The organism is Amycolatopsis anabasis (genome assembly GCF_009765355.1).
GTDB lineage: Bacteria > Actinomycetota > Actinomycetes > Mycobacteriales > Pseudonocardiaceae > Amycolatopsis > Amycolatopsis anabasis.
The window spans coordinates 62,922-83,869 of sequence record NZ_VTHK01000040.1 but is presented as its reverse complement, the minus strand read 5'-3'; the positions used below and the strand labels follow the sequence as shown (position 1 = coordinate 83,869).

The following is a 20,948-nucleotide window of genomic DNA, read 5'->3' as shown; positions in this document are numbered from 1 at the left end:
GCCTTGTCGACTTTGGCGATCCAGTAGTTCACCATCTTCCGCAGCGAGGACGGATTCTTCCCCTGCAACCGGGTCGCCACGATCGCATCAACCTCACGAGCCTTCTCATCGCTCAAATAGGCCGTGGGTTCGGCGATCTTGGCGGCTTTCTCCTCGTCGATCACCCCACCCTCCATGGCCTTCAAGGTCCCGGGCAGCCGCGTGGTGAGCGTCCGCGCAAGCACCACCTTCCTCGCCGCCTTATGCTCCGTCAGCTTCAACATCCAAGCCACTTCGACGGGCACACCCCGGGATCTTCCTTGCAGGTTGTCCAGTTCCGCAATGGCTCTCAACTGCCGAGCCTGCGCCCGCGCGATCACCTCCCCCTCCGACTGGATAATGTCTTTCAGGTCCGCAAGTCTGGTATTTGGCTCCACGCCTCCCATTTTATCGACAACGGAAGATCAACATCTTTCTCGAATGAGTGAATCGGGCATGGCTGCGATACCGCTAACTTAAGCTGTTGATCTTGGTTTTGTGACTGTGGGGTGCGGAGGCGGATGGTGGGTGGCGCGTCGTGGGTGACGCGGCCGCGAGGGCATTTTCTGACTGTGTAGTTATTGTTGCGGTATCTTAACGCGCCTTTCGTGTCATATTCGGCTATCGGTGATCGCCGGGTGAGCGGCACATGTCCGGAATCCGATCACGAGTCCATGCTCTGCAGCGCACCAACCAGCTTCCGCATCACCTCCTCGTAGTCATCGTCGACGAACAAGCACATCGCCTGACAGAACCAAACCATCAGATGCGCCGGCAACAACCGCGTCCGTCGCACCGGTCGGCCCGTCAACCGAACACTCGACGGAATACCCGCCAGTTGCTTTCCTGAATCGCCACCAGCCACGCGACAAACCTACCCATTTTCCCTTCGCAGGCTATGACACCGCCACACCGAAGATCAAACCGCCTAACTTAGCGGCATTGGGCACGGCTGCCAGCGCGACCAAACATGCCCATTCCGTGGGGAACTGTCGCTGGTGACCAACGACGCGAACCGACCCGAGGAGCGACAGTTTCCCACGGCGCGCCGAAGGCGTGCCTGAAACCCAACCCAACTCCAAGAAACGGCACCCCACCCCGAACGTGCAACTCACCGCCCTGAACGTGCAATTCGCTTACCTGAACGTGCAACTCGCGTGCCTGAACGTGCAACTCGCGTGCCTGAACGTGCAACTCGCGTGCCCGAACGTGCAACTCGCGAGCGCGGCGCGCTGGGTCAGGAGGTGGGGTCGGACACGGATAGGCGGAGGTCGGTGCCGCCCTCGCTGACCAGGCGGTATTCCCGGGGCGGCAGCCCGTAGGCGGCCTTGAAGAGCCGGCTGAAATGCGCCGCGTCGATGAAGCCCCAGTGCGCGGCGACGCTGCTCACCGCGAGTTCCGACTGCCCGGGGTCGCGCAGGTCGCGGCGGCAGTGTTCCAGCCGGCGTTCCCGGATCCACCGGGAGACCGTGGTGTTCTCGCGGCGGAACAGCTTGTGCAGGTACCCGGTCGAGATGTGCATCGCCGCCGCGATGGTGCCCGGCGTCAGATCGGCGTCGTCGAGGTGCGCCTCGATGAACGCCTTCGCGCGCAGGATGAGCGCGCGGTGGCCGACCGGGGTCTTCGCGGGATCCTCGCCGAGTTCCCCGGCGAACACGGTCGCGACCAGGTCGACCACGTTGTCGGCCAGCCGCAGCGACTGCGCCGCGTCGATTTCGTCCATTCTGGACACCAGGTTGAACAGCAGCGGGGACAGCAGGGCGCCCACGCTGTGCCGTCCGGAAACCCGGCTCGCGGTGATCCGCGCCAGGCGTTCGGCGGGCAGGTGCAGGTTCCGCCGCGGGAACATCAGCGTCAGCATCTGGCAGGTTTCCTCGAACACCACGGTGTAGGGCCGGGACGTGTCGTAGATGGCCAGGTCGCCCGGGGTCAGCGACGCCTCCCGGCCGTCCTGCTGGACCAGCACGTAACCCCGCACCGGCATGCTCAGCTTGTAGTGCGGCAGGAGGTCGTCGCGCCCGGCGAGCCGGCCGGGGCGGTGGGCCTGGTGCGCGTCCGCGGTCACCTCGCCGATGCGCAGCTCACCGAACACCTGCCCGAGGATCCGCCCGCGGAACGCGTCGGCGTCGTCCAGGCTCATCTCCAGGGGCACATACGCCTCCGATGCCGCCGCGCGCCACAGCTCGGTGCGCTCCTTCGCCGGAACGTCACTGGTGTTGACGAGAACCGTCATGGCACCTCCTGGACAACGTCGTCCTGCCGCATTGTGGCAACTTTTCCGCCGCCGAGCAGCTCCGCGGCCTTCTCGGCGATGACGATCGCCGGGGCGTTCGTGTTGCCGGTGGTCACGGTCGGCATGATCGAGGCGTCGGCGATCCGCAGCCCCGCGATCCCGTGCACGCGCAACTCGGCATCGACGACCGCGCCCATCCGGCACGTCCCCGCCTGGTGGTGGTAGGTCAGCACGGTCCGCCGGACGTATTCTTCGAGATCGGCGGGCCCCGGGTAGCGCTCGGCCGCGGCCCAGTCGCGCAGGGCGGGCGCGCGGCCGATCTCCCGGCACAGCTCCACGGCGGTCCGCAACGCGGTCAGATCGGCGGCCGCGGACAGCACGCTCGGGTCGATCCGCGGCTGGTCGCCGGGTTCCGGGCCGCTGATCCGCACCTCGCCCGCGCTCTCCGGGCGGATCAGCCCGGCCATCAGCGAGAACCCGTTCGGCGGCCCGGACATCCACGATTCGTACAGCGGCACGCTGAAATGCAGCGGCTGCAGGTCCGGTACGGGCAGTCCGGGGCGGCTGCGGGCGAAGAACTGCGTCTGGCAGTGCGGCAGTCCCGGGCGGTGCGTGATCTCCCGTTCCGCGGAGAAGATCACCGGCACCAGCCAGTGGTCCTGCAGGTTGCGGCCCACCCCGGGCAGGTCGGCGAGCACCTCGACCCCGGCCAGGCGCAGCCATTCGGCCGGGCCGATCCCGGAGCGCTGCAGCAGCAGGGGTGAACCGAGCGCTCCCGCGCACACCACCACCTCCGCGCCGGCGGTCGCCCGTGCGACCCGGCCCGCCCGGACGAACTCCACCCCGCGGGCCCGGTCGCCTTCGACCAGCAGCCGCCGCACCTGCGCGCCCGCGAGCAGGGTGAACTCCGGGTGGCCGAGGACCGGGGCGAGGTAGGCCGACGCCGTGGTCACCCGGCGCCCGCCGTCGAGGGTGAACGCGAGCGTGCTGACCCCGTCCTGGACCCCGGAGTTGTAGTTCTCGTTGAGCGGAATCCCGCACTGCTGGGCGGCTTCCAGGATCGCCGACTGCACCGGATCGGGTTCGAACCCGGTGTGCACGGGCAGCGGTCCGCGTTCGATCCGCTCGAACAACGGCCGCACGTCCCGCCAGGCCCAGCCGGGGTTGCCGAGCGCGGCCCAGTGGTCGTAGTCGGCCGGATTGCCGCGGACGTAGATGGTCGCGTTCAGGGCGTGCGAACCGCCGACCACCCGGCCCCGGGGCAGGTGCAGGCGCCGCCCGCGGGCGTACCGCTGGGGGACGGTGAAGTAGTCCCAGTCCTCGGCGGCGTGCCACAGCTCGTGCATGCGCGCCGGATCGTCGATCGCCGGATTGACCGCCGGGCCGCCGGCCTCGAGCAGCAGCACGCTCGCCCCGGCGTCGACCAGCCGCCGAGCCACGACCGAGCCCGCCGATCCGGCGCCCACCACCACATAGTCCGCGTGTCCGTCCACTTGCGACCTCCAAGGATCAGGCGCGCCGCACCCAGTCCAGATAGGACTCCAGCCAGGCGCCGCTCAGCGGGTACAGCCCCTCGATCCCGTGGCCCGCCCGGACCTGTTCGGCGATGAACGCCTCCTGGCGTTCCTGCTCGATCGCGGCGGCGAGCACCTGCTCGGCCAGCTTCGGCGGGATCACCACCACCCCGTCGTCGTCGCCGACCACGAGATCGCCGGGGCGCACGGTGGTCCCGCCGCATCCGATCGCGACATCGGTGTCCCACGGCACGTGCCTGCGGCCCAGCACGGCCGGATGGGCGCCGCCGTGGAACACCGGGATGCCCAGCCCCGCGACCACCGCGGAATCGCGCAGGCCGCCGTCGGTGACGATCGCCGCGGCCCCGCGCGCCTGCGCCCGCAGCGCGAGGATGTCGTCCAGCGCGCCGCTGCCGTGCTCCCCGCGGGCCTCCAGCACCAGCACCTCGCCCGGCTCCATCGATTCGATCGCCCGTTCCCGCGCGGTGAACCCGCCGCCGCGTTCGGCGAACAGGTCTTCCCGCAGCGGAACGCACCGCAGCGTGCGGGCGCGTCCGGCGAACTTGGCTCCCGGACGGGCCGGGCGGACGCCGTCGATCGACACGTGGTTGAGGCCCTGCTTGCGCAGCTGGGCGGACAACTTGGCCACCGCGACCCCGGTCAGCCGGTCCGCCAGATAGTCCACAGTGGACTCGGGAGTGCGGGGAGCGGGGTCGTCGCCAGGCGGTGGGCCGTCCAGCGGCGGGCCGCCGACGATCCTGGTCCGCAGCCGCCCGGTGCGCCTGGGGCGGGCGGGGTCGATGCTGTCCACCTCGACCTCGACCACGTCCCCCGGTTCGACCACCGAGGCCCCGGCAGGGGTGCCGGTGAGAATCACGTCCCCGGGCTCCAATGTGGACAAGCGGGACAGGTCGGCGACCAGTTCGGCGAACGAGAACGGCAGACAGCCGGTGGTGTCGGACTGCACGAGCTCGCCGTTGACCCAGGCGCGCACGCGCAGCGCGGCCGGGTCGAGTTCGCCGGCGGGCAGGAAGTTCGGCCCGATCGGGGTGAAGCCGTCGCCACCGGTCGCGCGCAGGTTCGAACCCCGGTCGGCGTAGCGCGGATCGCACAGGCTGAGGTCGTTGGCCGCGGTCACCCAGCCGACCAGCGACCACGCCGGGGCCACGCGCCGGCCGCGCTCGCCGATCACCAGGGCGATCTCGCCTTCGAAGGTGAGCGGTTCGGGCCCGTCCGGCCGGGTGACCACACCGCTGTCCGCGGCGAGCGTGGAACTGGCCTTGAGGAAGTACGAGCCGCATTCGGCGGAGTGGACCGCGATGACCTTGCCCGGCCGCAGGCCGAGCTGAGCGGACACCGGGTCGATCACGGCAGCTCCGGGAGGATGGTCTGGCTCAGCAACCGGCCGTGGGCGCCGAAGGTGAAATGGGTCGTGTCCTGCCCGTCCCCGCTGAGCCCGAACAAGGCGCCGTGGGAGCGGAAGAGCCGGTGGTCGGCGACGGTCACCGCCGCGCACGGCACGACCTTTTCCCGCCACGCGAACAGGTAGATGCCCGGGCGGAGGCGGTAGTAGGCGCACGCGTCGGTGTCGGCGAGGCCGCGTTCCGGGCCGGAATGGCAGACGAACGTGTACCACTGCTCGGTGAGGTACACGTGCTCGTAGTGGTGCGCCCGGCTGTAGGACCAGAGCACGCGGCGGCCGAGGAGATCCGTGGTGGGCTCGGGCGGGGCGCCGGTCGGCTCGATGCCGTCGATGACGCCCGGGTGGAACTCCTGGGTCACCACGGTCGGCCGCTGATCGCGCGGGCCGATCCGGCTGAGCACCGAAAGCGTCCGGCCGTGCCGGAGGTCGAGGATGAGCGACACGGCTTCGCGCGGGTCGTGCTCGTGCTGGAACTGCACGTAGAACAGCTCGTCGTCGACCTCGAACGCCTGGTAGGCATCCTCCCCGCGCCGCGCGCCGAGGGCGTCGGTGTCCAGCTCCCAGGTCGTCCGGTCCTCGGTGAACCCGTGCCGGATGCGGACGCCCGCGTCGAGCACCAGCTCGAACTCGCGTCCGGCCAGCGCCCGGCTGAGCGGGGCCCGGTTCGCGTCGAAACCCGGTTCGAGACCGTCCAGCGGAAGCCAGTTCTCGGTGTCCTCGAGCGACGTCATCAGGTCTCCCTTTCGCAGTGCGCGTTCGCAGGCAGATCGAGGGCCGGGTTCCGGTCGCAGAACCCGGTGGGGCGCAGCGCGAACCCGGACCGGTCCACCGGCATCACCGGCCAGTCCTCGGGCCGCGGCACATGGGTCGGCCCGAAGACGTGCCACAGCACGAGTTCGGTGCCGGTGAGGTCCCGGTCGGCGGCCGTCCAGGCCGGCAGCCCGGCCCCGCCCGCGTGCTGGTTGGGCCGGTTCCCCGCCGGGTACCGCTCGTCCTCGGCGTACCGGGTCACCCAGACGTGCCGGGTGGCGAACGCGGCCCGCGCGTGCACGCTCGAACCCGGCTGCGCCAGCAGGGTCGGCCCCGGACGCGGGACGAGCACGTAACCGCGCGGCCTGCCCAGCCGGTTGCGGCTGTCCGGGTTGAAGATCCGCCAGACCCGGTTGCGCGCGGGATCGGCCACCCGGGCCGCCCGCGATTCGCGGTCGAGCGGGGTGGTGCGCGTGGTGAACGCGTTGCCGTACGGGTTGTCCGGCCCGGTCTCGACGCCGACCACGTCGATCTCCTCGACGCTGTTGCGGTCCCCGGCGACCGCGAGGTCCAGCCGCGCGCAGAACAGGTGCTGGTGCACCGGCGCGAGCAACCCGGGCGCGATTTCGCTGGCGTACGGCGAATCCGTACCGGGTTCCGCGCCCCCGCAGAACACGATCCCGGTCGCCTTGGCCTCCAGTTCGATCGTCCCGTCCAGGCCGAAGTACCAGTAGAAGCCGTAGTCGTAGTTGCCGACCGTGGTGAAGAACGAGACGACCAGCCGACGCGCCCGGCGGACCTCGGGGCGCCCGGCCAGATCGGTGTGCTTCCAGAGGATCCCGTCGTCCTCCTCGTGCAGGCACACGGCCCGCGGGATCCGCACCGGGTGCCCGGTGTCGTCGGCCACCACCGCGTCGAAGTAGTGGATCTCGCCGAGGCAGTCGCACCCCAGCCGCAGCGCGTTGGCGTTCCTGCCGAGCAGGTACTCACCGGCGTCGAAGTAGCTGATCCAGCGCCGCCACGGCGACGGGTCGCCGTAGGGCACGACCATCTCGGGGATCGACGCGCGGTGCAGCACCGGGCGTTCGACCCCGCTTTCGGTGAAGCCGATCTGGTGCAGGGTGAGGCCCTCGCGGGCGTTGAACCCGATCCGGAACCGCCAGTTCTCCCAGGTCACCTGGTTCCCGGAGATCCGGAAGCTCGGGCCCTCGGGCTGGCTGATCGCCAGCGGTTTCAGGCTGGTCCGGGCGGGCCCGACCGCGGCGGCGTCGTAGTTGCCGGGCTCGGCCGGGATCGGGGTGTCGCCCACGTCGTCGAACCGGATCACCTCGCCCGCGATCAGATCGACGGTCGCGAGCAGGCCCTCCACCGGATGCGCCCACGGGCTGTCGCCGTCGTGCGTGCGGACGAAGGTCAGGGCGCGCAGGAGCCGCTTCCCGCGTTCGTCCGGATCGTCGAAGAATCCGGGCGCGAGCGGGGCGACGAACGCGAGCGACGGATCGGCGACCCCGCGCCGCGCCATCGCCCGCTGCCAGCGCGGATCGGCCTTGACCAGCGCGGCACTGCGTTCGTACTCCTCGAACAGGACCGCGGGCTGGCCGTAGGGCGGCCGCGTGACGTCCAGGTCCCGCCAGGACAGCAGTTCCCCGGCGTGCGGATCGACCACGGCCTCGGTGACCGCGCCGGTCGCGATGTCCACCAGCACCGCCTCGGCGCGGCGGGAGAACGGGTCGCCCTCGCGGTACGTGCGCAGTTCGGCCCGTGAGGGGTCGAGCGGCAGCACCGAGGCGTACCGCGTCGTGTCCGTGGTTCGGCCTGATTCGGCCAGTACGGTCCGCACCCGGTCGATCTCCGCCGCGGTCAGCGGTTCGAGCGGATGCCCGAGCTGAGCGGGTAGTTCTTCGACACTCACACGCCACCTCCACCGTGGTGGATCCAGACTCCCTTGGTTTCGGTGTAGGCGTCGAGTGCGTACCGGCCCATTTCGCGTCCCCAGCCGCTGGCCTTGAACCCGCCCCACGGCGCGGCCGCGTCCGGGATCGGCGGCATGTTCACGAACACCGCACCCGCGCGCAACTCGGCGGCGAGCCGGTGCGCGGTGGCGAGTTCGCGGGTCCACACCGCGGCCGCCAGGCCGTATTCGGTGTCGTTGGCCCGGTCGATGAGGGCGTGCAGTTCGTCGTCGCCGTCGTAGGTGAGCACCGGCAGCACCGGACCGAAGATCTCCTGCCGGGCGATGGTCATCGCGTCGGTGACGCCGGCGAACACCGTCGGCTGGAAGAAGTACCCCGGGTTCGCCGCCCGTTCCCCGCCGGTGACCAGTTCGGCGCCCTCGACCTTCCCCACCGTCACCATCTGCTCCACTTTGGACAGATGTGCGGCGGAGACCAGCGGGCCGACCTGCGTCCGCTCGTCGGCGCCGGGCCCGACGCGCAGGTTCCGCCCGCCCTCGGCCAGTTTGGTCACGAACTCGTCCGCCCGGGCGCGGTCGACGTAGAACCGGGAATACGCGGCGCACACCTGGCCGCTGTTGAGCAGCGATCCGGCCAGGTTCCCGGCCACCGCCGCGTCCAGATCCGCGTCGGCCGCGATGATGCTCGGCGCCTTGCCGCCCAGTTCCAGGGTCACGCGTTTGAGGTTGCCCGCGCTCCCGGCCACGATCTTCCGGCCCACCTCGGTGGACCCGGTGAACGAGACCTTGTCGACACCGGGGTGGTCGACCAGCGCCTGGCCGACCACCCCGTCCCCGGTCAGCAGGTTGACCACGCCCGCCGGGAACCCGGCCCGTTCGGCGAGTTCGATCAGCCGGATCGCGGTGAGCGGGGTCTGCTCGGCGGGCTTGAGGATGACCGCGTTCCCGGTGGCCAGCGCCGGGGCGAGCTTCCAGGCGGCGATCATCAGCGGGAAGTTCCACGGGGTGATCAGCGCGCAGACCCCGACCGGTTCGCGGCGGGTGTAGTGCAGGGTGTCCGGGTAACCGATCGGCGTGACCGCACCCTCCAGTTTGGTCACCCAGCCCGCGTAGTAGCGGAAGTGCTCGGCGGCACCGGCGACGCTGACCTCGCGCGAGATGCCCAGCGGCTGGCCCTGATCGCGGGTCTCCAGGGCGGCGAGTTCCTCGGCGTGCTCGTCGATCAGCGCGGCGAGCCGGAACAGCAGCCCGGCCCGCGCCGCCGGGGCCAGCCGAGTCCATTCGGGCGCTCGCACGGCCCGCCGGGCGGCCGCGACCGCGGCGTCGACCTCGGGGGCGCCCGCCACCGACACCTCGGCGATCTGCTCCTCGGTGGCCGGGTCGAAGGTGGGGAACGTGGCGCCGCTTTCCGGCTTCACCCAGTCGCCGTCGATGTAGAGCGAGGGGGCCATGTGCGCTCCTTTGTGCACCGGTGGAACGGCGGCGTGAGCCGCGGAACGCGACCGAGTATGTGCGGCGCGGTGCTGCCCGGTCTTGCGTGTGACGGTACGACTGTTGACTCTCCGGGACCCGGCTTCGCGGCGAACTGATTACCGATTTCGGTATTTTCACGGACCGGTCAGTGGGGCCTTCCGGCGAATGCTTTGTCGTCATCGCCAACGGAGGTGTGCATGACGACTGGTTACCTCTACCACGAGTTGTTCGGCTGGCACGATCCCGGCAACCAGGCGGGGCTGTTCCCGCCCGATCCTCGGCGCGGGGTGCAGCCGCTCCGGCATTTCGAGAACGCGGACACCAAGCGCCGGATCCACGAACTGGTGGTGGTGTCCGGGCTGATCGACGAACTGGTCCGGATCCCGGCCCGGCCCGCGACCCAGGAGGAGATCCGCCGGGTGCACCACCGCGAGCACGTGGCCCGGATCCGGGCGGAGAGCGAGCGCCCGTCCGGCGGGGACGCGGGGGACGGGATATCCCCGTTCGGCAGCGGGGGCTTCGAGATCGCCGCGCTGGCCGCGGGGGCGGTGCTGGCCGCGGTCGAGGCGGTCTGCGACGGCCGGGTGGACAACGCCTACGCGCTGGTCCGCCCGCCCGGGCACCACGCGCTGCCCGCCAACGGCATGGGGTTCTGCCTGTTCAACAACGTCGCGATCGCCGTCCGGCACGCGCAGAAGGTGCTCGGCGTCCGCCGGGTCGCGGTGCTCGACTGGGACGTCCACCACGGCAACGGCACGCAGGCGGTCTTCTACTCCGATCCGGACGTGCTGACCATCTCGATCCACCAGGACAACGTGTTCCCGGTGGATTCCGGTGGCCTGGACGAACGCGGCGCCGGACCGGGCCTCGGGTACGCGTTGAACGTGCCGCTGCCGCCGGGTACCGGGGACGGCGGCTACCGGTACGCGATGGAAACCGTGTGCCTTCCGGCGATCCGCCGATTCCGCCCCGAACTGATCCTGGTGGCGTGCGGGTTCGACGCCGGGGCCATGGACCCGCTGGGCCGCCAGATGGTCACCTCGGACGGCTTCCGCGAACTGACCGCGCTGACCCTGCAGGCCGCGGCCGAGGTCTGCGACGGGCGGGTGGTGCTCGCGCACGAGGGCGGCTACAACCCGGCGTTCGTCCCGTTCTGCGGGCTCGCCGTGCTGGAAACCCTGTGCGGCGCGAAAACCGTGGACGATCCGTTCCTGCCGCTGGTCGCCGCGATGGCGGGGCAGGAGCTGCAACCCGCCCAGCGCGAGGCGATCGACCGCGCCGCGCAGGCCCTGGCCGACATCGAGACCAGGTGAGCCGGGTGACCGTGCTCGAAGTGGATGCCGTCACGATCGAACGCGGTGGCCTGCCGATCGTCCGGGAGGCGAGCGTGGCCGTGGAAGCGGGCGCGGTCACCGTCCTGCTCGGCGCGAACGGGGCCGGGAAAACCACGCTGCTGGAAGGGATTTCCGGCGCGATCCGGGTGGCTTCGGGCCAGATCCGGCTGGGCGGCCGCCGGGTCGAAGGGATCCGGCCGTGGCGCCGGGCGCGGGCCGGGCTGGCCCACGTCGAGCAGAACCGCACGGTGTTCCGCGAACTGTCCACTGAGGACAACCTGCGCGCCGCGTGCCGGGACGGCGGTGCGGTGGACGAGGCGTTCGAACTGTTCCCCGAACTGCGCAAGCAGCGCAAGGTCGCCGCCGGGCTGCTCTCCGGCGGCGAGCAGCAGATGCTGGTGCTCGGCCGCGCGCTGGTCGGCAAGCCGAAGGTGCTGCTCATCGACGAGATGTCGCTCGGGCTCGCGCCGATCGTGGTCGAACGGCTGGCCCGCGCGGTCGACGCGCTCGCCGGCTCCGGGGTCGGGGTGCTGCTGGTCGAGCAGTTCGCGTCGCTCGCGCTGTCCGTCGCCGACCGCGCCTACGTGCTGACCAAGGGGCGGATCGTGTTCGACGGCGAGCGCGAGGAACTGCTCGACGACGAGGAACTGCTGTGCGAGCTGTATCTCGGCGACGCGGTCCGGAGCCCGGCGTGAGGCGGCTCGGTCAGGCCCGCCCGCTGGTGCTGGCGCTGCTGATCGGCGCGGCCGTCGTGCTCGCGGTCTACTTCGCGGCCTCGTCGTACCTGACCTTCCTGCTCACCGGTGCCGCGGTGTCCGTGGTGATCATGCAGAGCTACGGGGTGATCACCGGCCGGGCCGGGGTGATCTCGCTGTGCCAGCTGTCCTTCGCCGCGATCGGCGCGTGGACGGTCGGCTGGGCCAATGTCGCGGACCTGCCCGGTGGATTCGGAGTGTGGTTGCTGCTCGGCGGCCTGGCCGCGGTGGTCGCCGGGGTCGCGATCGGCATTCCGGCGCTGCGGCTGCGCGGGATGAGCCTGGCCGTGGCCACCTTCGCCTTCGCCACCTCGCTGGACGTGGTGTTCGGCGCGATCAACTTCCCGGGCCAGGACGAGTTCCAGTTCGTCACCCGGCCGGCCGGATTCACCGGCGACAGCGAGTACTTCGTGTTCACCGCGCTGGTGGTGGCGCTGCTGTTCGCCGGATTGTGGAAACTCGACCGCAGCCGGATCGGCGGCGCCTGGGTGGAGATCCGCCACTCCGAGCGCGCGGCGGCGGCACACGGGATCAGCGTGGTGCGCGGCAAGCTCGCCGCGTTCGCGCTCAGCGCCTTCCTCGCCGGAATCGGCGGCGGGCTGATGGCCGGGCAGCTCGGTGTGGTGTCCGCGACGAACTTCACCTCGGCCACCTCGGTCGCGTTCTTCGCGATCGCGCTGTTCACCGGCACGCACAACGCCGAGGGCGCGATCGCGGGCGGCCTGCTCGGCGCGGTCTTCCCGGTGCTGCTCGACAAGATCGGCATCCCGCAGGACCTGTCCGCGATGTTCTTCGGGGTCGCCGCGATCCTGGTGCTGCGCCACGGGATGAGCCAGACCGACGAACTGCGCGCCCGCCGCCGCGGGAAGAAGGCGGCCAAGGCGAGGCGGCGAGCCGAGGAGGACCAGGAGATCCTGGCCGCGCCCCGCTCGCTGCCCACCGCATGGCCACCCGCGCGGGAGTCCGTTCAGGACAGCGAACCGGTGCTCGAGATCCAGGACCTGCGCGTGCGGTTCGGCAATCTGGTCGCGGTGGACGGGGTCACGCTCACCGTGCCCGCCCGGGCGACGGTCGGGCTGGTCGGGCCGAACGGCGCGGGCAAGTCGACCCTGGTCAACGCGGTCACCGGATTCGTCGGCGAGTACGGCGGTTCGGTGCTGCTCAACGGGAACCGGGTGGACGGCCTCGCGGCGCACCGCCGGGCCCGGGCCGGGGTCCGGCGCAGTTTCCAGCAGCTGCGCGTGCCGGACGCGCTGACCGTCGGCATGTTCCTCCAGGTGGCCGCCGGGCGGCGCCTGTCCCGGGCGGAGATCGACGAGCAGCTGGCCTGGTTCGCCTGCCCGGGCGCGGACGTGCCGATGGAGTCGGTCGACGTGGCGACCCGGCGGCTGCTGGAGGTGGCCGGGCTCGCGGCCGGGCAGCCACCGGTGCTGCTGCTGGACGAACCGGCGGCCGGGCATTCCAGCGGGGAGACCCGCCTGCTCGCGTCCCGGCTGGCCGAGATCCCCGAACGGTCCGACACCGCGGTGCTGCTGATCGAGCACGACATCGAACTCGTCCGCGCGGTCTGCGACGAGGTCGTGGTCCTCGACTTCGGCCGGGTGATCGCCCAGGGGCCGCCGGAGAAGGTGCTGCGCGAACCGGCGGTGATCGCGGCCTACATCGGCGGCGAGCCCGCCACGAAGGCCCAATCCGGATAGGAGAACTGCGATGCGAGGAAGAACTCGCCTGCTCGCGTCCGCCGTCGTGCTGGCCGCCGGGCTGACCGCCTGCGATTCCGGCGGCGGTGACACGATCAAGATCGGGGCGGTGGCCGGGCTCACCGGGAACTTCGTCACCACGGACGTGGTCCAGACCGCGACCCAGGTGTTCACCGATGTCAACAACCGGGGCGGGATCAACGGGAAGAAGATCGAGTACGTCGTCAAGGACGACGCGGGCAACCCGCAGCGGACCGCGCAGGTGGCCCGGGAACTGCTCGACGCGGACGTGGTGGCGATGGCCGGTTCGGCCAGTTTCACCGACTGCGACGTCAACGGCGGCTTCTACAAGCAGCAGTCGATCAGTTCCGTGATGGCCGTGGGCGCGAGCCCGAAGTGCTTCGGCAGCCCGAACATCGCGCCGGTCAACGTCGGCCCGTTCACGCTGATGACCGCGGTGCTGAAGTACGCCTCGGAGGCACTGGGCGCGAAGCGGGTGTGCAACTTCACCGTGGTGCTGCCGGGCAGCGAGGAGGCGGTGCGGCAGGCGCTGGGCCGGTGGTCGGCGCTGACCGGTCAGCAGCTCGTGGTCAACGATCTGACCGTGCAGCAGAGCGGCGATCTGACCCCGTACCTGTTGCGCGCCAAGCAGGCGGGGTGCGACGCGGTGCTGTTCAACCCGACCGAGCAGCTCGTGGTGCCGTGGCTGCAGGCGGCGAAGACGCAGGGCATGACCGACGTCAACTTCCTGCTGCTGGCACCGTCCTATACGGACAGTGTGGCCAGGGCGGTCGGCGGGCTGGGCCTGAAGATCTACGCGGGCAGCGAGTTCGAGCCCTACACCGCGGACAGCGCGGCGAACAAGGAATGGCGGGAGACGGTCCAGCGCGCGGGCGCGCCGGCGACCGCGTTCTCGCAGGGCGGCTACCTCGCCGCGAAGTTCATGGTGAACGTGTTGCAGGGCATCCAGGGCGAGATCACCAAGGACTCGGTGAACAAGGCGCTGCACGACATGGCGCCGATCGCCGATCCCATGCTCGGCACCCCGTTCGTGTTCGGCGGCGCGGACGCGCATTCGCCGAACCAGGCGTCCAAGATCGTCAAGCTGGAGAACGGCCAGTGGACCGTCGCCACGCCCGACTTCCTCACGCTCCCGCAAACCTAGGAGGCCGTTCGTGCTCACCCTGTCCGCGGCGATCGCGGGACTGGTCACCGGGGGCGCGTACGCGCTGATGGGCCTGTCGATCCTGCTTACCCACCGGCTGGTCGCGGTGGTCAACTTCGCCCAGGCGGCGGTGGGCGCGTTCGGCGCGTTCACCATGGTCCTGCTCTACGAGCGCGGCCTGCCGCTGTTCCTCGCGGTGCTCGCCGGGCTGGTCGCCGGGGCCGCCGTGCACGCGCTCGTCGGCCTGGTCATGGTGCGCTGGTTCGCCGAGGCGAGCGAGGGGATCAAGGCGGCGGTCACGGTCGCGGTGTACACCTCGTTCATCGCGCTCGGGTTGCGGCTGTTCGGCGCCCAGCACCCGCACCGGTTCCCGACGCCCTTCGACACGCCCGCGTTCACCCTCGGCGGGGTGGTGGTCACCTGGATGGCGGTGATCACCACGCTGCTCGCGGTGCTGTTCGCGGTCCTGCCGGTGGTGCTGCTGCGGCGCACCCGCGCCGGACTGCTGCTGCGGGCGCTGGCCGAACGCCCGACCACCGCCGAACTCATCGGCATCCCGGTGCCCCGGCTGTCCATGGTGGTCTGGGCGACGACCGGCGCGGCGAGCGCCCTGGCGATCATGATCATCGCGGGTCAGTTCGCCAGCGATTTCGGGTCCCAGGCCCTGCTGATCACGCCGGCGCTGGCGGCCGCCCTGGTCGGCGGGTTCCGCAGTTTCCCGTTGACCCTGCTGGGCGGGATGGTGCTCGGCATCCTGCAGAGCGTGGCGAGCACCTGGGCCCAGATCCAGGAGTACCGCGGTGTCCTGCCCTTCCTGGCGATCCTGATCGTGCTGGTGTGGAGCCGCCGCCGGGACCGCTGGGACGAACTGGCCTGAGCCGAGAGTCCGGAAAGGACAGACATGTGTCATGGTGAGGAATCCCGGCCGCCCGCGCCACCGGGGACCCCGGGTGCGGTGGCCGAGTCCGGCGAACTCGAACTGCGTGCCGCGGACGGCAACCGCGTGCTCGCCTACCGCGCGGTTCCGGCGGAGCCGTCCGGCGCGGCGGTGGTGTTGCTGCCCGATGTCCGGGGACTGCACGAGTTCTACCGGGATCTGGCCCGCCGGTTCGCCGAAGCGGGGGTCACCGCGCTGGCGATCGACTACTACGGCCGCACGGCACTCGACGACGAGCGCGGGCCGGATTTCGACGGGTTCGCCCACGTTCAGCGGTTGCGGCCGGAACACTCGGCCGCTGACATCCGTGCGGCGGTCAGCCACCTGTGCGCGGCCGGTGGCTCGGTGTTCACCGTCGGGTTCTGCCTGGGCGGCGCGATGTCCTGGGCGCAGTCCGCTGTGGACGATCGGCTGGCCGGGGTGATCGGCTGCTACGGCCGCCCGGACGAATGCCGGGACTTCATCCCGGAGATGCGGGCCCCGCTGCTCGTGCTGGCCGCGGGCGCGGACGCGCTCACCCCGGCCGAGGACGCGCAACGGTTCCACACCGAGCTGACCGCGGCCGGTGTCCAGCACCGGTTCGTGCTCTACGACCGCGCCCCGCATTCGTTCTTCGACGGCGAGTTCGCCGAACACGCCGAGACCTGCGCCCACGCCTGGAAACAGGTGCTCGACTTCATCGCCGCCCATTCCGGGGCCCGCGCATGATCCCGGAGACCACCCGCGCGGCGGTGCTGCGCGCGTACCGGAAACCGCTGGTGCTGGAGGACCTTCCCCTGCCGCCCCGGCCGGACCCCGGTGCGGCCCTGGTCCGGCTGGAGCGGACCACGCTGTGCGGCACCGACGCGCACCTGTGGCAGGGCGGGATGCCGTTCGTGGAGCTGCCGATCGTGCTCGGGCACGAGATGACCGGCCGGGTCGTGGCGCTCGGCGCGGGTGCGGACACCGACGCCCTCGGCCGCCCGGTCGAGCTCGGCACCCGGCTGGTCTGGTCGGAATCGGCCTGCGGGCGCTGCCACGGCTGCGCGGTGCTGCGGGAACCGGTGTTGTGCGCCGACCGCGGCTACGGGTTCCGCCAGCGCGCGGACCGGGCGCCGTACGTCACCGGCGGCCTCACCGAGTACTGCTGGGTCTCGCCGGGGTCGGCGCGGCTGGTGGTGCCCGACGACGTTCCGGCCACCTGGGCCGCCGCGGCGGGCTGCGCGGGCAAGACCGTGGTGCGCGCGTTCGACCGGGCCGGTGGTGTGCCGCCCGGGGCGACCGTGGTCGTGCAGGGCGCGGGTCCGCTCGGCCTGTTCGGCACCGCGCTGGCCCGGGCTTCCGGCGCCGGGCTGGTCATCACGCTCGGCGCCCCGGACGACCGGCTCGCGCTCGCCCGCCGGTGGGGCGCGGACGAAGTGGTCTCGGTCGAGGAGGTGCCCGATCCGGACGACCGGGTGGCCCGGGTCGCCGAGCTGACCGGTGCGCGCGGCGCCGATCTGGTGTTCGACTTCGCCGGTTCGCCGACGACCAACTACGAGGGCGTGCTGATGTGCGGTCAGCGCGGCACGCATGTGGTGGTCGGCCTGGCCGGTCCGGACGCCGTCGCCGTCCCGCCGGGCGTGGTGATGGGGCGCGAGCTGCGCGTGCTCGGCTCGCTGAACGGGGACGTGTCCGATTTGGACCGCGCGTTGCGGTTCCTCGCGGGGAACCGCGACCGCTTCGACTGGAACGCGATGTTCGCCCCGCCGATCGAGCTGGCCGCCGCGACCAGCGCTTTGGCGGGCATGGCCGCGATGACCGCGATCAAACCGGTCATCGCCTTCGGAACCGAGGAGCTTTGTTGAACGAGAGTGCTGCCGCCAACCCCGCGCCGATCCTGCACGCGGCGACCGGATTCATGGCCGCGAAGCAGTTGTTCACCGCCGCCGAGGTCGGCTTGTTCGCCGCGATCGAGGACGAGCCGGTCACCGCCGGTGAACTCGCCGAACGGACCGGGCTGCCCGAGCGGTCCGCCCGCATCCTGGCCGACGCGATGGTCGGGCTGCGCCTGCTCACCTGGGCGGACGGCCGATACCGGAACTCGGAGGCGGCCGCCGCGTACCTGAGCGGGCGGGGCGAAGGCCCGGATCTGCGGCGGTTCCTGACCTTCTGGGACCAGCTGAGCTACCCGCACTGGGAGTCCTATGCGGACTCCGCGCGCAGCGCCGGGCCCGCCCCGTTCGCGCTCGACGGCGACCGGATGGACGTGTTCCTCGGTGGCGTGCAGACCTACAACTCGCTGCACGCGTTGCTGCTCGCCGAGCACTACGACTTCGGTCGGCACCGGCGGATGCTCGACCTGGCCGGGCTGACGCCCGCGTTCCTCACCGAGGCCGTCGCGCGTCACCCCGGGCTCGGTGGCGTGTTCGCGGCGACCGGGGATCTGCTCGACGCCGCCCGGAACGCGGCTTCGCCGGAACTCCGCGACCGCATCGAGTTCCACGACCTCGACGTGCTCACCGATCCGGTGCCCGGACGCTACGACGTGGTGCTGCTCGAGCACGTCGTCCACCGCTACCACGCCGGGGAGAACCGCGTCATCCTCGGCAAGGCCCGCGAGGTCGCCGAGGCGGGCGCTCGGTTGCTGGTACTGGATTTCCTGCTCGAACCGGCCGAGGGCCGCCGCCTGGACGCGTTGTTCGCGGGGGAGTACCTGGTGGTGGACGGGACCGTGGTGTACCCGGAGTCCGAGGTGCGGGACTGGCTGGCGGAAACCGGCTGGCGCTGGCTGGAAACCCGCGCGCTGCCGGGCAGCCCGCGCGTGGTCATCGCCGAGGCAGCATGAGTGTCCTGACGGAGTACGACGGGCAGGTCGCGCTGGTGACCGGTGGGGCCGGCGGTATCGGCGAGGCGGTGGCCACCGTGCTGGCCGGGGCCGGGGCACGGGTCGTGGTCGCCGATCTGAACGGCGCCGGGGCGCGCGCGACGGCCGACCGGATCGGCGGGCTCGGCGTCGAACTCGACGTGCGCGAACCGGACTCGGTGGCGGCCGCGGTCGCGGCGGCGGCCGGGCTCGGGCCGATCCGGGTGCTGGTGAACAGCGCCGGGGTGGTCGGTGGCGCGGGGCCGCTGCGGTCGCTGCCGCTGGCCGCGTTCACCGCCGTGTGGCAGGTCAACGTGGCGGGCACGTTCCTGGTGACCCAGGCCGTGGCCAACGCGATGATCGACCACGGGTCCGGGGGCGCGATCGTGAACATCAGTTCGGTGGGCGCGCTCCAGCCGACCGTCGGGCTCGGGCACTACGAGGCCACGAAGGCCGCGGTGAACGCGCTGACCCGGTCCGCGGCGCTGGAACTGGCCGAGTTCGGGATCCGGGTGAACGCGATCGCGCCGGGGCCGGTCGACACCCCGTTCACCCGGCAGGCGCTCGCCGATCCGGTGGCGCGGGCGGAATGGCTCGCGAAGATCCCGCTCGCCCGGATCGCGTCCCCCGCCGACCTGGTGGCCCTGGTGCTGCTGCTCGCCTCGGACCAGGCCCGCCACCTCACCGGTGCGGTGATCCCGGTGGACGGCGGGCAGTCGCTGGGCGGTGCGCGATGACCCGGCGCCCGGTGGACCACCGCACCGCGCCGGTCGCCGGCTACACCGACCGGTTCTCCGCGCGGCCGGGGGAGCGGATCGCGGTTTCGGCCAGCGCCACCACGCCCGACGCCGCCGTGCGGATCCTGCGGATCTCCCACGACGGAACCGAACCGGTCCGCACGCCGGTCGACATCGGGGCCCCGGCGCGGGTCGAGGTTCCCCGGCAGTCCCTGGACCTCGGTTCGTACGGCCTGGTGGCCAGGCCACCGGAACTGACCGGTGCGGTCACCTTCGCGGTGTGGTTCTGGCCGACGGCACGTCCCGCCGACCGCGCCGGGATCCTGACCCAGGGCGACCCCGCGAACGGCCCGTTCGCGGGACTGTCCGTGCTCGCCGACGGGCGGATCGCGTTCGAGGTGCGCACCGCCGAGCGGGTGGTGTCGGTGCGGTCCGACTTCGCCCCGCATCCGCGCCGCTGGTACTTCCTGGCGGGCTGCTACGACCCGGGCGAGGGCGCCCGGCTGACGATCCGGCCGCGGGATCCGCTCGCCTCCGAAGGCGGGCCGCGCGAGTACCTGATCCCGCCCGGCGGGGACCTCCGGCCGGGCGGCCCGCCGCTGCTGCTCGCCGCCTTCCGGGACGCTGCCGGCGAGATCACCGGCAACCTGGACGGGAAGCTGGACGGCCCGGTCGTCTTCGACCGGCCGCTGACCACCGGGGAACTCCGGGAACTGGCCACCGGGCAGGTGTCCCCGGCCGGGCTCGGCGCCCGCGCGTGGTGGGATCTCGCGCACGACATCGGCGGGGATCGCCTGGTGGACGTGGCCGACGGGCACCACGGGTGGTTGCACAACCTGCCGACACGCGCGGTCACCGGGCACGACTGGACCGGGGACGTGCTGGACTGGCGGTACGCCGACCGGGGCTACGGCGCCGTCCACTTCCACGCCGACGACCTGGGGGACGCGGGCTGGGCGCCGGTGCTCGAACTCGATCTGCCGCCGCGCCTGGACCCCGGATGCTACGCGGTCGAACTGTCCACTGAGGACGGTGTGGACCGGGTGCCGTTCTTCGTGCGGCCCCGGCCGGACGCCGCCCGGGCGCCGCTGCTGCTGCTCGTGCCGACGCTGAGCTACCTCGCCTACGCGCTCGACCACCTGCGGCAGCCGGTCCGGCCGGAGGATCCCCGGGAGGTGGCGGCGAAGTTCGCCCGGGACAACAACTTGCACAGCCTGTACGACCGGCACGCCGACGGCAGCGGGGTGTGCGCGGTGTCCGCGCTGCGCCCGCTGCTGGGCATGCGCGACGACCACCTCTTCCGGTACGTCAGCGGACCGCACCAGTACAGCGAGGACGTGGCGCTGATCGGCTGGCTGGAGCGGCGGGGATTCGCGTTCGACGTGCTCACCGATCACGATCTCGACGCCGAGGGCGCCGAGGCGCTGGCCGGGTACCACGCGGTGATCACCGGGAGCCATCCGGAGTACTGGACCGGTGCGATGCTGGACGCGGTCGCCACGCATCTCGACAGGGGCGGGAAGTTCGGTTACCTCGGGGGCAACGGCGCGTACTGGGTCACCGCGATCGATCCGGCGCGCCGCCACGCGGCCGAACTGCGTCGCGGGTACTCGGGCGTGCGGACCTGGGAAAGCGAACCGGGGGAGGGGCACCTGGCGTGCACCGGGGAACCGGGCGGGCTGTGGGCCGAACGGGGCCGGTCGGCGCACCGGTTGTTCGGGATCGGTTCGACCGCCGCCGGGATGACCACCGGCACGTCCTACACGCTCCTGATCGGCGCCGGGGACGGGGTGTCCGAACGGATCTTCGCCGGGGTGGACGTCGCCTCCCCGCTCGGTCCCTTCGGCTCGGTGCTGGACGGCGCCGCGTCCTTCGAGACCGACGGGGTCGATCCGCTGCTGGGGTCGCCACCGGACGTCCGGCTGCTCGGGCGGGCGATGCTCGGCGAGCAGTACATGTCCGCCCACACCGGTCCGGCGTTCCCGCATCCGCACGCCGATCCGGTCGACCACCGCCGCGCCGATCTGACCCTGCTGGAGACCGCGGGCGGGGGCACGGTGTTCGCCACCGGTTCGATCGGCTGGTGCGGGGCCTTGTCGCACAACGGGGACGACAACGACGTGTCGCGGGTGACCGCGAACGTCCTGCGCTGGTTCTGCGAATGAGAGGGGCT

The 20,948-nt window shown here is 71.7% G+C and carries 18 protein-coding genes; 10 read left to right on the top strand and 8 right to left on the bottom strand.

Features of this window, described 5'->3' with window-relative positions; genetic code table 11:
- The 8 genes from FXO23_RS36920 to FXO23_RS36885 form a co-directional block, all read right to left on the bottom strand.
- Positions 1 to 416: DUF222 domain-containing protein (locus FXO23_RS36920; protein WP_158891023.1), on the bottom strand; the 416-nt coding region annotated here is incomplete at its 3' end.
- Positions 417 to 682: 266 nt separating this feature from the next.
- On the bottom strand, positions 683 to 883 hold the full coding sequence (locus FXO23_RS36915) for a transposase domain-containing protein (protein WP_425484941.1): 201 nt from the start codon (positions 881 to 883) through the stop codon (positions 683 to 685).
- Positions 884 to 1,255: 372 nt separating this feature from the next.
- Positions 1,256 to 2,251: an AraC-like ligand-binding domain-containing protein gene (locus tag FXO23_RS36910; protein ID WP_158891021.1), complete on the bottom strand. Its 996-nt coding sequence runs from the start codon at positions 2,249 to 2,251 to the stop codon at positions 1,256 to 1,258.
- Positions 2,248 to 3,744, bottom strand: a complete 1,497-nt coding sequence (locus tag FXO23_RS36905) for a GMC family oxidoreductase (RefSeq protein ID WP_158891019.1) — start codon at positions 3,742 to 3,744, stop codon at positions 2,248 to 2,250. Before FXO23_RS36905 ends, FXO23_RS36910 begins: the two co-directional genes overlap by 4 nt.
- Positions 3,745 to 3,760: 16 nt before the next feature.
- Positions 3,761 to 5,134 carry a fumarylacetoacetate hydrolase family protein gene (locus FXO23_RS36900; RefSeq protein WP_158891017.1) on the bottom strand — a complete coding sequence of 458 codons (1,374 nt, stop codon included), beginning with the start codon at positions 5,132 to 5,134 and terminating at the stop codon, positions 3,761 to 3,763.
- Positions 5,131 to 5,919 carry a MoaF C-terminal domain-containing protein gene (locus FXO23_RS36895; RefSeq protein ID WP_158891015.1) on the bottom strand — a complete coding sequence of 263 codons (789 nt, stop codon included), beginning with the start codon at positions 5,917 to 5,919 and terminating at the stop codon, positions 5,131 to 5,133. Before FXO23_RS36895 ends, FXO23_RS36900 begins: the two co-directional genes overlap by 4 nt.
- Positions 5,919 to 7,850 (bottom strand): primary-amine oxidase, encoded by a 1,932-nt coding sequence (locus tag FXO23_RS36890; protein ID WP_158891013.1) that lies wholly within the window; start codon positions 7,848 to 7,850, stop codon positions 5,919 to 5,921. The genes FXO23_RS36895 and FXO23_RS36890 overlap by 1 nt, the downstream gene beginning before the upstream one ends.
- On the bottom strand, positions 7,847 to 9,301 hold the full coding sequence (locus FXO23_RS36885) for an aldehyde dehydrogenase family protein (RefSeq protein ID WP_158891011.1): 1,455 nt from the start codon (positions 9,299 to 9,301) through the stop codon (positions 7,847 to 7,849). The genes FXO23_RS36890 and FXO23_RS36885 overlap by 4 nt, the downstream gene beginning before the upstream one ends.
- A 219-nt stretch (positions 9,302 to 9,520) precedes the next feature.
- Here FXO23_RS36885 and FXO23_RS36880 point away from each other — a divergent pair, with 219 nt between their 5' ends.
- The 10 genes from FXO23_RS36880 to FXO23_RS36835 are packed head-to-tail and all read left to right on the top strand — an operon-like array spanning position 9,521 to position 20,940.
- Positions 9,521 to 10,636 carry a class II histone deacetylase gene (locus tag FXO23_RS36880; protein ID WP_158891009.1) on the top strand — a complete coding sequence of 372 codons (1,116 nt, stop codon included), beginning with the start codon at positions 9,521 to 9,523 and terminating at the stop codon, positions 10,634 to 10,636.
- A 5-nt stretch (positions 10,637 to 10,641) separates the two neighbouring features.
- Complete coding sequence (locus FXO23_RS36875) at positions 10,642 to 11,352, top strand: ABC transporter ATP-binding protein (RefSeq protein ID WP_158891007.1); 711 nt, start codon at positions 10,642 to 10,644, stop codon at positions 11,350 to 11,352.
- Positions 11,349 to 13,112, top strand: a complete 1,764-nt coding sequence (locus FXO23_RS36870) for a branched-chain amino acid ABC transporter ATP-binding protein/permease (protein WP_158891005.1) — start codon at positions 11,349 to 11,351, stop codon at positions 13,110 to 13,112. Before FXO23_RS36875 ends, FXO23_RS36870 begins: the two co-directional genes overlap by 4 nt.
- Positions 13,113 to 13,122: 10 nt before the next feature.
- Positions 13,123 to 14,277 (top strand): ABC transporter substrate-binding protein, encoded by a 1,155-nt coding sequence (locus FXO23_RS36865; RefSeq protein ID WP_158891003.1) that lies wholly within the window; start codon positions 13,123 to 13,125, stop codon positions 14,275 to 14,277.
- 10 nt (positions 14,278 to 14,287) lie between these two features.
- Positions 14,288 to 15,154, top strand: a complete 867-nt coding sequence (locus tag FXO23_RS36860; protein WP_158891001.1) for a branched-chain amino acid ABC transporter permease — start codon at positions 14,288 to 14,290, stop codon at positions 15,152 to 15,154.
- A 24-nt stretch (positions 15,155 to 15,178) separates the two neighbouring features.
- A complete protein-coding gene (locus FXO23_RS36855) occupies positions 15,179 to 15,922 on the top strand; it encodes a dienelactone hydrolase family protein (RefSeq protein ID WP_158890999.1) in 744 nt (247 codons plus the stop codon).
- The gene (locus FXO23_RS36850; RefSeq protein ID WP_179956978.1) at positions 15,919 to 17,040 is read left to right on the top strand and encodes a zinc-binding dehydrogenase; all 1,122 of its coding nucleotides are present in this window, start codon (positions 15,919 to 15,921) and stop codon (positions 17,038 to 17,040) included. The genes FXO23_RS36855 and FXO23_RS36850 overlap by 4 nt, the downstream gene beginning before the upstream one ends.
- Positions 17,037 to 18,020, top strand: coding sequence for an acetylserotonin O-methyltransferase (locus FXO23_RS36845; protein ID WP_246258242.1), 984 nt, complete (start codon positions 17,037 to 17,039; stop codon positions 18,018 to 18,020). The genes FXO23_RS36850 and FXO23_RS36845 overlap by 4 nt, the downstream gene beginning before the upstream one ends.
- A complete protein-coding gene (locus tag FXO23_RS36840; protein WP_158890997.1) occupies positions 18,017 to 18,775 on the top strand; it encodes an SDR family NAD(P)-dependent oxidoreductase in 759 nt (252 codons plus the stop codon). The genes FXO23_RS36845 and FXO23_RS36840 overlap by 4 nt, the downstream gene beginning before the upstream one ends.
- A complete protein-coding gene (locus FXO23_RS36835; protein WP_158890995.1) occupies positions 18,772 to 20,940 on the top strand; it encodes a N,N-dimethylformamidase beta subunit family domain-containing protein in 2,169 nt (722 codons plus the stop codon). Before FXO23_RS36840 ends, FXO23_RS36835 begins: the two co-directional genes overlap by 4 nt.
- Positions 20,941 to 20,948: the final 8 nt, after the last annotated feature.